Genomic DNA, 13,501 nt, shown 5'->3' with positions numbered 1-13,501 from the left:
CATGGCCGCACTGGAATTCTGGTTCGATTTCGGCAGCAACTACAGCTACCTGAGCGCCATGCGCATCGAAGCGCTGACGCGCGAAAAGCAGGTCCATGTGATCTGGAAACCCTTCCTGCTGGGCGTCGTCTTCAAGGCGCTGGGCTGGGAGACGTCGCCCTTCGTCCTGCAAAAAATTAAGGGCGACTACACGTGGCGCGACATGGCGCGCCAGTGCGAAAAGTACGGCTTGCCATGGCAGCAGCCGGGCGTCTTCCCCCGCACGGCCCTGCTGCCCATGCGCGTGGCGCTGATCGGCGCGGACCAGGGATGGATTGCGCCCTTTGCGCGCCGCATGATGGCGATGAATTTTGCCGCGGACCGCGATATCGACAACATCGAGGCCGTCAGCGAGGCTTTGCAGGAACTGGGCCTCGATGCACGCGCCATCCTGGCGCTGGCTTTAACGCAGGACAACAAGCTGCGCCTGCGCCGCCAGACCGAGCAGGCACAAGCGCTCAAGCTGTTCGGCGCCCCTAGCTTCATCAGTGACGGTGAACTGTTCTGGGGCAACGACCGGCTCGACGATGCGCTGCAGCATGCGGCGGGCATACGGGCAGGCGGTAGCGCCGGCTTGGTCGCTTCCCTCTACTCGCTGGGCCAGCAATAGACGCTGTACGCCAGGGCGGCCTTGGGCGAGCTTGCCCTGGCCGCAATCGGCTCCTGCATCCTGATCGGCAAACCCAGGGCGGAATCAATCCCTTACGGTGAACTTTCACCGGAGTGCGATGACAAACCATATTCCGATGACAACCTGGAGCATACCCATGGACAAGGAACTGAGCAAACAAATCATCGCGGCGGCCAATAGCGATGCACTGCTGCACGCAGCCCAGCAGCGCGCGGCTGCGGAGCTTGGGCTGAAAAACGCACAGCCGCCGCTGGAGAAAGGTTGCGCGGCAACATTGAGCGCACTGCTGATCTCTGCAGGCGTGGATATCCCCCTCACCTTGGGCGCGGGACACCTGGCGCAACGCCTGGGCGGCAGCGGCAGTCAATCGCGCCGCTGGCAGCGCATCGGCGTAGGAGAGCAGCAGGCCGGCGATGTCGGCGTCACGTATGACCTGAAGAAGCCGCCTGGCGCCGACCACATCTACCTCGTGGCGGAACGCCTCGACGCCGATGCCATGCGCATCGCCGACAACCAGCAGGCGCAGACCCATACACGCTATGCCTCAGGCAAGGACAAAACACGCACCGAGTATTTCCTGCGCCCCAGCGATCCAGACATCGCCACCGCCCCGCTGACGGCACCGGCCTTGCCGCTGCCAGCTGATGTGCCCGCCCAATTGCCGGCCCAGTTACAAGCAACAATACTGGACATTGCAGCCCATTCCGAACTGGCACGTTACGACTGGCCCGAGCGCGGCATCGCGCCGGCAGGCTACATCAAGGGCATGGCCCTGGCATTTACCAAGGCATACCACAACTGGCAAGAAAACGATGCCACGGCCGTGGCAATGGCCGCGGCCGCACATGGCAACGACAACGACGATGCGCTGGACTGGTATGGCGGACAATTCGCGGCCTTGGGGATGCGGAATGACAAGGATGGCGCCGATACCCTGCGGCACTTATATGTGCTCCTGACCGGCCTGGGCATGCGCGAAAGTTCAGGCCGCTATTGCGAAGGCCGCGACAAGAGCGCCAAGAATACGGCAGCCAGCACGGCCGAGGCGGGACTGTTCCAATCCAGCTATAACCTGATCGGGCACTCGCGGCTGATGCGCCAGCTATACGCGTCGTACACCAACTCCACGGAACTACTATCGGTTTTCCAGGAAGGCGTGCATCGCAGGCCCGGCGATCTGGAAAATCATGGCGTGGAAAAGGATGGCCTGGCGTTCCAGCAACTATCCAAATCCTGCCCCGCCTTCGCCGTCGAACTGGCGGCCCTGGGACTCAGGCAGAATCGCCACCATTGGGGGCCCATCAACAACCGGGAGGCGGAACTGCGCCTCGAATGCGACTGGATGCTGCTGCAGGTACAACATGCGGTGAAGCGATCCACGCAATAGACGCGGGCGGCGGCAAACGCCCGCGCATCGGATCAGCCGCCCGCCAGCGCTGCGATCTCTTTCTGCATGTTGTCAATCGCCCGCTCGTTGTACTGGTCGGCGAAATACGCATCGCCAAACAGCTGGCCCGCCTGTGCCTTGGCGCACAGATGCTGCAGGGCCAGGCCCCGCTGTTCGTTGAAACGCGCGGGGTCCACGTGCGCGTATTCTCTTCCGATGGCTTGCGTGTAGGCTTGATACACTTCTTCATCTTGCCCGAGGATGGCCAGGTCGGCGCTGAGCATGGCGTCTTTCAACGCGTGGCTGATGCCGGGGCCCTGGAAATGGTCGGTGGCACGTATCAATTGCGCCACATCCTGGTTGTCGCCCGCATCGAGGCCGCTGGCCAGCCACAGCTGGGCACTCGCCTCTTCGCTCGAATACAGGGCATCATCGTCGTGGCTGTAGACGGCGTCGTGGAACCAGAACGCCTTCTTGACCAGCGCGCTGTCGCGCTTGGGCGCATAGGTGTTGTCGGCCCACACGCGGATTTCGGACAGGCCGTGCACCAGATGGTCGAGGTTGTGATAATGGCGGTCCGCGCCGCCATACGCCTGCGGTCCCGTCAGGTGCGCGAACCAGTGATCCGCCAGGGCGATGTCATCTTGCGAGGCGGTCGCGTAGTGCCACAACGCTTCCCACTCCTTGCGCAGGCAGTCGAGTATCCATGCCTGGTAGGCCGGACCGGGAACGAATTTCTTCATGGTCCAGTTCCAGCCGACAGGCCCTTCCAGCGCCTTGACGAAGCTGGAACTGACGGAGCCGAGGTCGCGCGGCGGCATGACGAAGATCGTCTTGGCGCCCTGCAACACGTCCACATTGGTTTGCTGGATCAGGTTTTCATAGTCGAAATCAGCCGTCGTGCGGATGCCGCGGATCAGGTAGTCGCAGCCGTGCTTTTTCGCCGCGCGCGCCGTGTAGTCGCCCTTGACGATAACCACCTGCACATTGTCCCAGCCGCACTCGCGCGCGCTCTGTTCGATGATGCGCTTGCGGTCTTCGGCGGGAAATTGGGGACGCTTGGCGGGGTTTTGCGACAGGAACACGATCACCTCGTCGGCGAGCGAACGCGCTTCGCCGATCACCCACATGTGGCCGTTGGTGATGGGGTCGAGGGTTCCTGAAAATCCGATTCTCTGCATGCTGCGCTCCGTGGTCTGGTTCTGCTTGTTTCGCAGACAATATAGGGCCACGGCGCGCGCGTCAATGCAACATGCCAAAGATGACGATTAAAACGCTCATTTCACGGCTTGCGGGAATTCCACGCGCACGCACAGGCCGCCCAGGCGCTCGGATTTATCGAGCACCAGACGCGCGCCATGGCGCTCGGCGATGGCCTTGATGATGGCCAGCCCCAGGCCGCTGCCGTTGGCGTCCGTGCCGGGCACGCGGTAGAAGCGGCTGAAGACGCGCTCGCGCTCTTCGGGCGGGATGCCGGGGCCGCTGTCTTCCACCGATAACGTCACGCCGACGGGGCTGGCGCGCAGGTCGATGTCGACGGTGCCGCCCTGCGGCGTGTACTTGATGGCGTTGTCGACCAGATTGCGCAGCATGATGTTGAGCGCATCGGCCTGTCCGGCCACCTTGGCCGCATCCATGTGGTGCAGGCCCAGATCGATCTTGCGTGCCTGCGCGATGCCGGCCATGTCGCCCAGCGCGCGCTTGACGACGTCGTTCAAGTCCACGACCTGCAGCTGGTCGCCGCTGGCGGCGCTCGCTTCCTGGCGCGCCAGCACCAGCAGCTGCTCGACCAGGCGCGTGGCCCGCTCGATGCCGGCGCTCACGCGGCTGATCGCCAGGCTGCGCTTTTCTTCCGATTCGGCCCGTTCCAGGCTCAATACCTGCAGTTTCAATGCCGCCAGCGGCGTGCGCAATTCATGCGCGGCATCGGCGACGAAATGCTGCTGTGCGTCGAACGCCGTCTTGACACGGCCGAACAAAAGATTGAGTTCATGCACCAGGGGCCGCACTTCGTCGGGCAAGCCCGCTTCCGATACGGGAGATAAATCGTCCGCCTGGCGCGCCGCCACCTGCTTGCGCACGCGCGAGACGGGCGCCAGCGAACCGCTGACGACCCACCAGACGACGAGCATCAAGATAGGCGCCATCAGGGCAATCGGCCCCACCGTGCGCAGCGCCAAGCTGCCGGCCATGCGCTTGCGCACGGCCATGTCCTGGGCGATCTGCACGGTCTGGGAACTGGTTTGCACTGAAAAGATGCGGTAAGTCGTGCCGTTGGCTTTCACGTTGGAAAAGCCCAGCACGGCGCGCTGCGGCAATTCCGCGCGCGTGATCGAGCGGAACACCTGCACGCCGTCCGGCGTCCACACCTGCACCACCATGTCGTTGTTGACAGGGTCGGCCGGCAAGGCTTGCGCATGGTTGGCCAGCGGCGCGCCGGAGCGCAGCGACAGGGCCATCTGCTGCATGTGGTAATCAAAAATCTGGTCGGCGTCGTACAGGGCGCTGCGGTAGGCGATCGACGCCTGCGCCAGGGCCGCCATGATGATGGCCGCCAGCAAAAACCACAGCAGGCGGCCGCGCAGCGAGTGCGTCACCGTAACCTTCATCCTCATGCCTTGGGCACCATGTAGCCGAGGCCGCGCACGTTCTGGATCAAGTCGCTGCCGAGCTTCTTGCGCAAGCCATGGATATACACTTCCACGGCATTGCTGTTGACTTCATCCTTCCAGCTGTACAGTTTTTCTTCCAGCTGCGCGCGCGACAGCACGATGCCGGGGCGCGCGATCAACGCTTCCAGCACGGCCCATTCGCGCGCCGACAGGTTCACGGGATGGCCCTCGGCGATCACTTCGCGCGTCAGCGGATTGATGGAGACGCCCTGGTGCTCGAAGACCGGTTCCGGCCGTCCCGAGGCGCGCCGCAGCAAGGCGCGTATGCGCGCCAGCAATTCGTCAAGGTCATACGGTTTTAATACGTAATCGTCGGCGCCCGCGTCGAGGCCGGCGATACGCTGCTCGACGGCATCGCGCGCCGTGGCGACCAGCACCGGCGTGTCCAGCTTGCGCAAGCGCATCGAGCGCAGCACGTCGAGACCGTCCTTGCGGGGCAAGCCCAGGTCCAGCAGCACCAGGTCATAGGTCTGCGTCTGCAGGGCCGTATCGGCCATGTCGCCATCCTTGACCCAGTCCACCGCGTAATGCTCGGCGCGCAGCAAGTCGAGCACCACCTCGCCGATCATCGTGTCGTCTTCTACCAGCAATAGCCGCATGGCCGCTCCTTTTTTATTTATTTGCCCCATAGCGGAAGGCTGGGGTCAGACCCGGCGGGTCTGACCCCGGTATTTACCCCAGCCGCACGGGAATGAAGATCTTATCGGGGCCGCGCTGTATCAGCAAGGCCACCGACTTGGCGGATTTCTCCACCACATCGCGCACCTGCTCGACCGTGTTGACGGGACGGCCATTGACCGACAATAGCACGTCGCCCGGCTGCACTCCGGCATTCGCAGCGGCGCCGCCCGCGTCTTCCACCAGCAGGCCGGCGCTGATGCCCGCCTCGCGTTTTTCATCCGATTGTAACGGACGCAGGGCCAGCCCCAGCTTTACCTTGCCGGCGGCGCTGTCGCTCTTCGCCACGTCGGCCACCTTGTCGGCTGCATTGCCCAGGGTTGCCGTCAGGCTGACGATCTTGCCGTCACGCCAGACATCCATGGTGATCTTGTCGCCTGGCAAGGAGGTACCCACCAGCGCCGGCAAGTCGGCCGAACCGATGATGCGCTGGCCATTCACCTTGCGCACGACGTCGCCCGATTTCAGGCCCGCCTTGTCGGCCGGGCTGCCCCGTTCGACGTTGGCCACCAGCGCGCCTTCCGGCGTGGCCAGCTTGAACGAGTCGGCAAAGCCCTGGTTGACTTCCTGCACCGTGACGCCCAGCTTGGCGTGGCTGGCCTTGCCCGTGGCGACGATCTGGTCCTTGATGCGGCCGGCCAGGTCGATCGGGATGGCGAACGACAAGCCCTGGAAGCCGCCCGTCTGGCTGTAGATCTGCGAATTGATGCCGACCACTTCGCCGCGCGTATTGAACAGCGGACCGCCCGAGTTGCCGGGGTTGACCGCCACGTCCGTCTGGATGAACGGCACATTGCTGTCGTCGGGCAGGGAACGGCCCTTGGCGCTGACGACGCCGGCCGTCACCGTGCTGTCGAAACCGTATGGCGAACCGATGGCCAGCACCCACTCTCCCACTTTCAGGTCGCTCGAATGGCCGAGCGGCACGACGGGCAGGTTGTTGGCATCGATCTTCAGCACGGCGATATCGGTCTTCGGATCGGTACCGAGCACCTTGGCGCGGAATTCGCGGCGGTCGTTGAGCTTGACGGTCACTTCGCGCGCATCGCGCACCACGTGGGCGTTGGTCATGATGACGCCGTCGGGGCTGACGATGAAGCCCGAACCGAGGCCGTGCGTGGGCACGTCGCGCCCGCCCCGCTGTCCGCCTTGCGGGCCCTGGAAGCGGCGGAAGAATTCGAAGAAGGGGTCGTTGCCGAAGTCGTCGTTGCCGGCCTGGGCCGATGGGTCGTAGGCCACCTTGGTGCTGCCCGTGACGCTGATATTGACGACGGCCGGGCTGTTGCGCGCGGCGATCTGGCTAAAATCGGGCAAGGCCACCAGCGGCGCGCTGGCTGCAGGCGCCACGGCGGCAGCCACGGGGGCGGCGGGGGCGCCAGCGGCGGCGGCATTCGCGCCGGCATTGTTCTGATGCACCACCATGGCGCCGCCGGCGCCCAGCACACCGATCGCGGCCAGCGCGGCTACGGTGCGTTTGATTTTCAGGGATGCGGTATTCGTTTGCTGTTCCATGAATTGCTCCTCATTCAATGAGATTTTGATGTATGCAATATTGGGCCACGAGTCTTAGGCGGTGCTTAACATTTTTCCATTTGGAAACAGGCATTTGCGCCTTTAAGCAGGGTTTAATCTTGCGTGCCGCATGACAATCAATGGAAGCCCGAACGGGCTCCGGACGTGACACTGGCCGGATCAACCGGCCAGTATTTTACTGCATGAGAGAAGCTAGCCCGGGCGCCCTAGGGGCGCCGCGATCAGATCAGGCTGCCTGGCGCTGTTCCAGCACACTGACGGTATCGCTGCCGGTGCCGGTACCGGTACCGATCTCGATCTTGCGCGGTTTCAGCGCTTCCGGCACTTCGCGCACGAGGTCGATGGTCAGCATGCCGTTTTCAAACGTGGCGCCCGTGACCTTCACGTGGTTGGCCAGCTGGAAACGCTGTTCGAAATCGCGGGCAGCGATGCCGCGGTGCAAGAACGTGCGCTCGACGCCATCTTTCTGCTTGCGGCCCGTGACGTGCAGCGAGTCGCGTTCGGTGATGATGTCGATCTCTTCGCGCGAGAAGCCGGCCAATGCCATCACGATACGGTATTTATCTTCCGACACCAGTTCGATGTTGTAAGGCGGATAGCTCGGTTGCGCATCGGCGCGCTGTTCGTTGAGCAGCTGTGCCAGGCGGTCAAAGCCGATGGCGGAACGATACAGAGGAGCAAGGTCAAAAGTACGCATGATAAATATCCTTTTCAAATGAAGCGATAAGAGGGGCGGACCTCACCATGAGCATCCGCCTGTTACCGATATACGGCCTCTCCACTCCCTTTCAAGGCCTTGAAATTGGCGTAAAACGCCCCAGACGGCCTCAAATTTGTAAGAAATTTTTACAGAATGCTAGACTCGGCCTTTGTCCTCCCCGCCGCCCCGTCCCATGCCCCGCTCCATGCCCTATTCCCGTGCCGTCCTGTCCCTGTCCTTCTCGCTTCTCGTTTCCACTGCGGCCCAGGCCGCCTCGCCCACTGCTCCCCCCATCGTGCTGCATGTGGACGCCAGCAACGTGGCGCAGCAACTGTTCAGCATCCGCGCAAGCATTCCCGCCGCGCCCGGCAAGCTGACCTTGCTGTATCCGCAATGGGTGCCGGGCAACCACGGCCCCAGCGGCCCGCTGAACCAGCTGGCCGGCCTGCGCCTGTCCGCCAATGGCCAGCCCCTGGAGTGGCGGCGCGACCCCGTCAATATGTTCGCTTTTCACCTCGACGTGCCGGCCGGCGCCACGGCCGTGGAAGCGCAATACCAGCTCCTTTCGCCCGTCGACACGAGCCAGGGCCGCATCACCATGACAAGCGCCATGCTGGGCGTGCAATGGCATGCGATGACCCTGTATCCGGCCGGGCGCGCCGCGCGCGACATCCTCGTGCAGCCATCGTTGACCCTGCCGGCCGGCTGGGAATTTGCCAGCGCCCTGGAAGTGCGCGCGCGGGCGGCCACGCCGGCCAGCCAGCAAGTCGATTTCGAGCCGCTGGACCTCGACACCCTGGTCGACTCGCCCGTCTTTGCCGGCCGCCATGTCGAGCGCATCGACCTCGACCCGGGCGCCAAGGTGCCCGTGCTGCTGAACGTGATGGCCGACAGCGCCGACAGCCTGGAAGCGTCGCCGCAGCAAGTCGAGCAACACCGGGCCATGCTGCAGCAAGCCTACAAATTGTTCGGCGCGCGCCACTACCGCCACTATGATTTCCTGCTGGCCTTGAGCGACGAGTTCGGCGGCATCGGCCGCGAACACCTGCAGTCGAGCGAAAACGGCGTCAAGCCCGGCTATTTCAGCGAGTGGGACAAGAACGAGGCGGGCCGCGTGCTGCTGCCGCACGAGCTGGTGCACTCGTGGAACGGCAAGTTCCGCCGTCCCGCCGGTCAGGACACGCCGGATTTCAACACGCCGCTGCAAAACAGCCTGCTGTGGGTCTACGAAGGCCAGACGCAATATTGGGGCAATGTGCTGGCGGCCCGTTCCGGCCTGGTGGCGCCAGCCAACATGCGCGACCTGTTCGCCGCCACGGCAGCCCATTACGACGTGATGCCCGGGCGCAGCTGGCGCACCATGCAGGATACGACGAACGATCCCATCATCAATGGCCGGCGCCCCATAGCCTGGAGCAGCTGGCAGCGCGACGAGGATTACTATATGGAAGGCGCGCTGATCTGGCTCGACGTCGACACCACCATCCGCGCACTGTCCCACGAGCGCCGCTCGCTGGACGACTTCGCCCGCAGTTTCTTTGGCATGCAGGATGGCAGCACCACGCCCCTGCCCTACACCTTCGAGGATGTGGTGGCGGCCCTGAACGCCGTACAGCCGCACGACTGGGCCGCCTTTTTTCGCACGCGCCTGGAGAGCCACGGCCCCGGCGCACCGCTCGATGGCCTGGCCCGCGCCGGCTGGAAACTCGTCTACCGCGACACGCCGACGCCGTTCCTGAAAGCGAATGAAGAGCGCAGCGAGAGCACGGACCTGAGCTATTCGCTGGGTTTGACGATCGACAAGGATGGCAAGCTGGGCAAGCTGCTGTGGGACGGCCCCGCCTTCCAGGCAGGTTTGTCCGGCAATACGACCTTGCTCGCCGTGAATGGCACAGCTTACACGCCCAAGCTGCTGAAAGCGGCCATCCAGGCGGCCAAGACGAGCCCGCAGCCGATCAACTTGCTGGTCAAAAAGGGCAAGCAATTCCAGACGGTAGCGCTCGACTACCACGGCGGCTTGCGCTACCCGCAACTGGAACGCATCGCCGGCACGCGCGACCGCCTGTCGGCCATCCTGCAGGCGCGCTGAGGCGGAGATTGCCCGGCGATTTTGCACCGCGCCCTCCATGCCGGGCCGGCTTTTGGTGTATGCTGGCGGCATGAACAATGACACCGACATCCAGCTCAGCGGCCCCTTCAAGGCCACCGACGGCTCCGGCCGTGCCCATGACATCAAGGCCATCCGCATCTTCGACGAAGGCTACGGCATCATCGACGTCTACGTCGACTTCGCCGCCCCGCTCGAAACGGGCGCGTACAAGGACAAGACCCTGGTCGGCCACATCCTGGCCCGCTTGCGCAGCCTTGGCTACGTGGGCCCCGACTTCGGCCATGGCGACCTGGGCTTGCAAGACAAGAAACTGATCGTCCTGGAAGCGCCCGAGGAATTTTCCGCCTTTGCCGTCAGCAAGGGCTGGAAGGATCTATCCGCCGAATTTGACGAAGACTGAGAACACCTGACCAAATCTACTGCGCGTCGCGCTTTGCGGCCGGCGATGCTCACCGTGCTTTAGCACGGCTGCGCTTCTCGGCCACAAATCACTGCCGCTCGCTACGATTTTGTCAGGTGTTGTAAAGTACCAATAGTATCTGCGCCGCGCCAGCCTCTGCTGACGCGGCGTTTTTCATGGGCGACCGCTTAGTTCAGCTTAGTTGATATAACGCGCGCTCCACGCGGCGATGACATTGGCGACATAGGCCGCATCATCGCGCCCCGTCAATAAGTGGTCGGCATCGTCGAGCGAGACGAAGCTTTTCGGGTGCTTGGCTGCCGTAAAGATATCCATCGCGTTCGACAGGCTTACCGTCGTGTCGTTCGGCGCGTGCATCACCAGCAGGGCGCGGCGCAGGCCGGCGATGTGCTCCTTTAAACTGTGGCTGCCAGCGTCGTCGACGAATTGCTGGCGGATGCGGAAAGGCCTCCCTTCCAGCTGCACCAGCGCTTCGCCTTCGGCGGCGATTCGCTCCAGATGCTCGCTGAACATGCGCGTCACGTAGGCGGGCGTGCTCGGCGCGGCCAGGGTGGCAATGGCCGTCGCTTCCGGCACGTGCGCGGCAGCGGCCAGCACGGCGGCGCCGCCCAGGCTGTGGCCGATCAGCAATTGCGGCGCAGCATGTTTTGCCCGCAGGAAATCGGCGGCCGCGACCAGGTCGTCCACGTTCGACGAGAAATTCGTGGCGGCAAACTCGCCTTCGCTGGCGCCCAGTCCCGTGAAGTCGAAGCGCAGCACGGCGATGCCGTGTTCCGTCAAGCCTTGCGCGATGCGCCGCGCGGCCAGCACGTCCTTGCCGCAGGTAAAACAGTGGGCGAACAGCGCGTACGCGCGGATGGCGCCGTCGGGCGCGTCGAGGCGCGCCGCCAGCACATGGCCGTGCGCGCCGGGAAAATCTTGCCGGGTGGATTTCATTGTCTCAGATCAAAGCTGCCGCGCAGGGCGGCCGATGGCGCATTGTAGCGCCGCCCGGCCGCCGCCTGTTTTAACCACGCTTGGGAATATCCACGCCCCTGGCAACGGCTGGCCTGGCCAGGAACGCATCCAGCGCACGCCGCACGTTCGGGAAATTATCAAAACCGACCAGGTCGCCCGCGCCATAGAAACCCACCAGGCAGCGCACCCACGGGAAGATGGCGATATCGGCAATCGTGTACTGACTGCCCATGATCCAGTCGCGGCCCTGCAGGCGCTGCTCGAGCACGCCCAGCAAACGCTTCGCTTCGCCCAGGTAGCGTTCGAGCGGACGCTTGTCTTCGTATTCCTTGCCGGCGAATTTGTGGAAGAAGCCCACCTGGCCGAACATGGGGCCGATACCGCCCATCTGGAACATCAGCCATTGGATGGTTTCATAGCGCAGGCCCGCGTCCTGCGGCAGGAACTTGCCCGTCTTTTCCGCCAGGTACAGCAGGATGGCGCCCGACTCGAACAGGGCCAGCGGCTTGCCGTCGGGACCGTCCGGGTCGAGGATGGCGGGAATCTTGTTGTTCGGATTGAGGGACAGGAAGGCGGGCGACAGCTGGTCGTTTTGCTCGAAGCTGACCAGGTGCGGCTCGTACGCCAGGCCCAGCTCTTCCAGCAGGATCGAGACCTTGATGCCGTTCGGCGTGGGCAGCGAGTACAGCTGCAGGCGCTCGGGATGCCGGGCAGGCCATTTTTGGGTGATGGGGAAGTCGGAAAGCGGTGTCATGGATATCCTTCATTTCAATTAAAGACGCGACGCAAGAAAGCAAGTATAGCCAAGCATGGCCGTTTCAGCAGGACAGCCCTTTCATCCAAACAAGCCATGCAAAAACCAGCGCGGCGCGGCGTCTTCTCCGCTGCCGGCGATGCGTTCGCGGTAGACCCAGTAGTGGGCGTGGTCGAGGCCTTCCGCAATGAAATAATCGCGCGCCTGCGACTGGCCCCACCAGCCCGCTTCGATGCGCTCGGCAACGGACACCATTTTCAAGGGCGAGCCATAGAAGGGCCGGTGCTCGCGCATCAACAGGGCAATGGGCTGGGCCAGCAGCCAGCCGGGACGGGGCATGCCGGACAAGCCGGGCGGCAAGTCGGGTGGCGCGTTCTTGCCACTGCCCCTGGCCGGCAGCGGCAGCCACTGGTTGGCCGCCTCGGGGCGGTAATCGGCGCGCGGTGCGGCCTGCAAGACATTGTCTGTACCCAGGCGCGCCACCAGCAATTCCAGCAGGCGCTGGCGCTCCTGCGGCGTGCCGCCCGGCTCGGGGAACAGGGTCTCGCTGGGCGGCGCCATCGCTTGCACCTGCAGCGCTTCCAGGCTCAGGCCGATCACGGGCGCCTCCAGCGCCAGCTGCGCCAGGCGTTCCTTGAGCAAACGCACCAAGTGCTCGTCGCGCCAGACGGCTTCGCCCAGCGCCAGGTCGATGACGGTGGGCGGGCGCGCCACCCTGCCCCGCTCGTGCGCCAGCAGCAGCTGTATGCGCTCGACGGCAAATTGCCGCGCGCACAGCCAGCCCGTCATTTGCTGCAGCAGGCGGCGCGCGCCGAACAGCAGCGCGTCGGCGTGCTCCACGCGGTCGAACAGTTCCAGGCTGGCGCGGAACGTGGGCGGCGCTTCGAGCCAGACGAACAGTTCCGTGCTGTGGCCATGCGCGTCGTCGAGCATGTCCAGCAAGGCCCCGCCGCAGCGGCGCTGCAAGCCGGGCCGGGGCAAGTGGCGCAACTGCCCCAAGGTGCGGCAGCCGATGCCCTCGAACCAGTCGAGCCAGGGGCGCGCGGGCGGCAGCAAAGCGCACGGCAAGCCATCGAGGCGGCGCACCAGGCTGGCCATGCTCAAGGTCCGGCCCCGGCGCGTACCGGCGCGCGCCAGCAGCCAGGCACCGCGTGCCGTGGGGGCGCACGACAGCTGGGCCGTGTAACCGAGCGCGCGCAAGCTGGCCGCGATGTGCCGGCACAGGGCGCGCACGCCGCCGAACAGGCGCAGGCTGGCGCCCGCGTCGACGAGCAGGGTCGCTTCCTCGCCCTGCGCCACCAGCGGCGAATATTGCAGCAGCGCCAGCGCCACCGCCTGCAGGGCCTGCGCTTCCAGCTCGGGCGAGCGCTCGTGCAAACGCGCCTGCGGTGCCAGCATCAGCGCGCCCGCCCGGCGCATGCCGGGCCGGATGCCGGCCGCCAAGGCCAGCGGCGACAGGGCCATCACTTGCTCCTGCTCCAGCACCACGCCGAGGTGGTCAGCCGACCAGCGCGGGCAAAATACTTCGAGCGGGAGCCGGGGCAGGCACAGGCCGATCCAGAGTCGCATGGCGCAGCAATAATGAAGGAGGTTGCAGGGGCAGGAACAACGGCGCGTCG

At 64.5% G+C, this 13,501-nt stretch carries 12 protein-coding genes; 4 read left to right on the top strand and 8 right to left on the bottom strand.

Going from position 1 to position 13,501, the window contains the following annotated elements; genetic code table 11:
* The first annotated feature begins 1 nt into the window (after position 1).
* Together IGS60_RS17680 and IGS60_RS17675 are read left to right on the top strand one after the other, a co-directional pair.
* Positions 2-649: a 2-hydroxychromene-2-carboxylate isomerase gene (locus tag IGS60_RS17680; protein ID WP_230505692.1), complete on the top strand. Its 648-nt coding sequence runs from the start codon at positions 2-4 to the stop codon at positions 647-649.
* 157 nt (positions 650-806) lie between these two features.
* Complete coding sequence (locus IGS60_RS17675) at positions 807-2,057, top strand: hypothetical protein (protein ID WP_230505691.1); 1,251 nt, start codon at positions 807-809, stop codon at positions 2,055-2,057.
* A 32-nt stretch (positions 2,058-2,089) separates the two neighbouring features.
* Here the strand turns inward: IGS60_RS17675 and coaD are convergent, their stop codons facing one another.
* The 5 genes from coaD to IGS60_RS17650 form a co-directional block, all read right to left on the bottom strand.
* On the bottom strand, positions 2,090-3,238 hold the full coding sequence (gene coaD / locus IGS60_RS17670) for a pantetheine-phosphate adenylyltransferase (RefSeq protein WP_230505690.1): 1,149 nt from the start codon (positions 3,236-3,238) through the stop codon (positions 2,090-2,092).
* A 96-nt stretch (positions 3,239-3,334) separates the two neighbouring features.
* The gene (locus IGS60_RS17665; RefSeq protein WP_070221453.1) at positions 3,335-4,666 is read right to left on the bottom strand and encodes an ATP-binding protein; all 1,332 of its coding nucleotides are present in this window, start codon (positions 4,664-4,666) and stop codon (positions 3,335-3,337) included.
* 2 nt (positions 4,667-4,668) lie between these two features.
* Positions 4,669-5,328, bottom strand: coding sequence for a response regulator transcription factor (locus IGS60_RS17660; RefSeq protein ID WP_070221454.1), 660 nt, complete (start codon positions 5,326-5,328; stop codon positions 4,669-4,671).
* Positions 5,329-5,401: 73 nt separating this feature from the next.
* Positions 5,402-6,919, bottom strand: coding sequence for a Do family serine endopeptidase (locus IGS60_RS17655; protein WP_070291803.1), 1,518 nt, complete (start codon positions 6,917-6,919; stop codon positions 5,402-5,404).
* A 247-nt stretch (positions 6,920-7,166) separates the two neighbouring features.
* The gene (locus IGS60_RS17650) at positions 7,167-7,637 is read right to left on the bottom strand and encodes an Hsp20 family protein (RefSeq protein WP_141170381.1); all 471 of its coding nucleotides are present in this window, start codon (positions 7,635-7,637) and stop codon (positions 7,167-7,169) included.
* Positions 7,638-7,845: 208 nt separating this feature from the next.
* Here IGS60_RS17650 and IGS60_RS17645 point away from each other — a divergent pair, with 208 nt between their 5' ends.
* Positions 7,846-9,729, top strand: coding sequence for a M61 family metallopeptidase (locus IGS60_RS17645; protein WP_230505689.1), 1,884 nt, complete (start codon positions 7,846-7,848; stop codon positions 9,727-9,729).
* 70 nt (positions 9,730-9,799) lie between these two features.
* Positions 9,800-10,150, top strand: a complete 351-nt coding sequence (locus tag IGS60_RS17640; RefSeq protein ID WP_230505688.1) for a hypothetical protein — start codon at positions 9,800-9,802, stop codon at positions 10,148-10,150.
* A gap of 198 nt (positions 10,151-10,348) precedes the next feature.
* On the opposite strand, the gene IGS60_RS17635 is transcribed toward IGS60_RS17640, so the two are convergent.
* The 3 genes from IGS60_RS17635 to IGS60_RS17625 form a co-directional block, all read right to left on the bottom strand.
* Positions 10,349-11,107: a S9 family peptidase gene (locus IGS60_RS17635; protein ID WP_230505687.1), complete on the bottom strand. Its 759-nt coding sequence runs from the start codon at positions 11,105-11,107 to the stop codon at positions 10,349-10,351.
* Between the two features lie 70 nt (positions 11,108-11,177).
* A complete protein-coding gene (locus tag IGS60_RS17630) occupies positions 11,178-11,882 on the bottom strand; it encodes a glutathione S-transferase N-terminal domain-containing protein (protein ID WP_121670228.1) in 705 nt (234 codons plus the stop codon).
* Positions 11,883-11,963: 81 nt separating this feature from the next.
* Complete coding sequence (locus IGS60_RS17625) at positions 11,964-13,451, bottom strand: DNA polymerase Y family protein (RefSeq protein ID WP_230505686.1); 1,488 nt, start codon at positions 13,449-13,451, stop codon at positions 11,964-11,966.
* Between the last annotated feature and the right edge of the window lie 50 nt (positions 13,452-13,501).

It is taken from the genome of Janthinobacterium sp. FW305-128, assembly GCF_020858135.1.
Classification (GTDB): domain Bacteria; phylum Pseudomonadota; class Gammaproteobacteria; order Burkholderiales; family Burkholderiaceae_D; genus Janthinobacterium.
The sequence above is the reverse complement of the archived record's forward strand: the minus strand, read 5'-3'. Positions and strand labels throughout refer to the sequence as shown.

Bases quoted from the DNA above. Each gene is read 5' to 3' on its own strand.
- IGS60_RS17625 (WP_230505686.1), bottom strand. From the start codon at position 13,451: ATGCGACTCTGGATCGGCCTGTGCCTGCCCCGGCTCCCGCTCGAAGTA.
- IGS60_RS17665 (WP_070221453.1), bottom strand. From the start codon at position 4,666: ATGAAGGTTACGGTGACGCACTCGCTGCGCGGCCGCCTGCTGTGGTTT.
- IGS60_RS17675 (WP_230505691.1), top strand. From the start codon at position 807: ATGGACAAGGAACTGAGCAAACAAATCATCGCGGCGGCCAATAGCGAT.
- coaD (WP_230505690.1), bottom strand. From the start codon at position 3,238: ATGCAGAGAATCGGATTTTCAGGAACCCTCGACCCCATCACCAACGGC.
- IGS60_RS17680 (WP_230505692.1), top strand. From the start codon at position 2: ATGGCCGCACTGGAATTCTGGTTCGATTTCGGCAGCAACTACAGCTAC.
- IGS60_RS17645 (WP_230505689.1), top strand. From the start codon at position 7,846: ATGCCCTATTCCCGTGCCGTCCTGTCCCTGTCCTTCTCGCTTCTCGTT.
- IGS60_RS17655 (WP_070291803.1), bottom strand. From the start codon at position 6,919: ATGGAACAGCAAACGAATACCGCATCCCTGAAAATCAAACGCACCGTA.
- IGS60_RS17635 (WP_230505687.1), bottom strand. From the start codon at position 11,107: ATGAAATCCACCCGGCAAGATTTTCCCGGCGCGCACGGCCATGTGCTG.
- IGS60_RS17650 (WP_141170381.1), bottom strand. From the start codon at position 7,637: ATGCGTACTTTTGACCTTGCTCCTCTGTATCGTTCCGCCATCGGCTTT.
- IGS60_RS17660 (WP_070221454.1), bottom strand. From the start codon at position 5,328: ATGCGGCTATTGCTGGTAGAAGACGACACGATGATCGGCGAGGTGGTG.
- IGS60_RS17640 (WP_230505688.1), top strand. From the start codon at position 9,800: ATGAACAATGACACCGACATCCAGCTCAGCGGCCCCTTCAAGGCCACC.
- IGS60_RS17630 (WP_121670228.1), bottom strand. From the start codon at position 11,882: ATGACACCGCTTTCCGACTTCCCCATCACCCAAAAATGGCCTGCCCGG.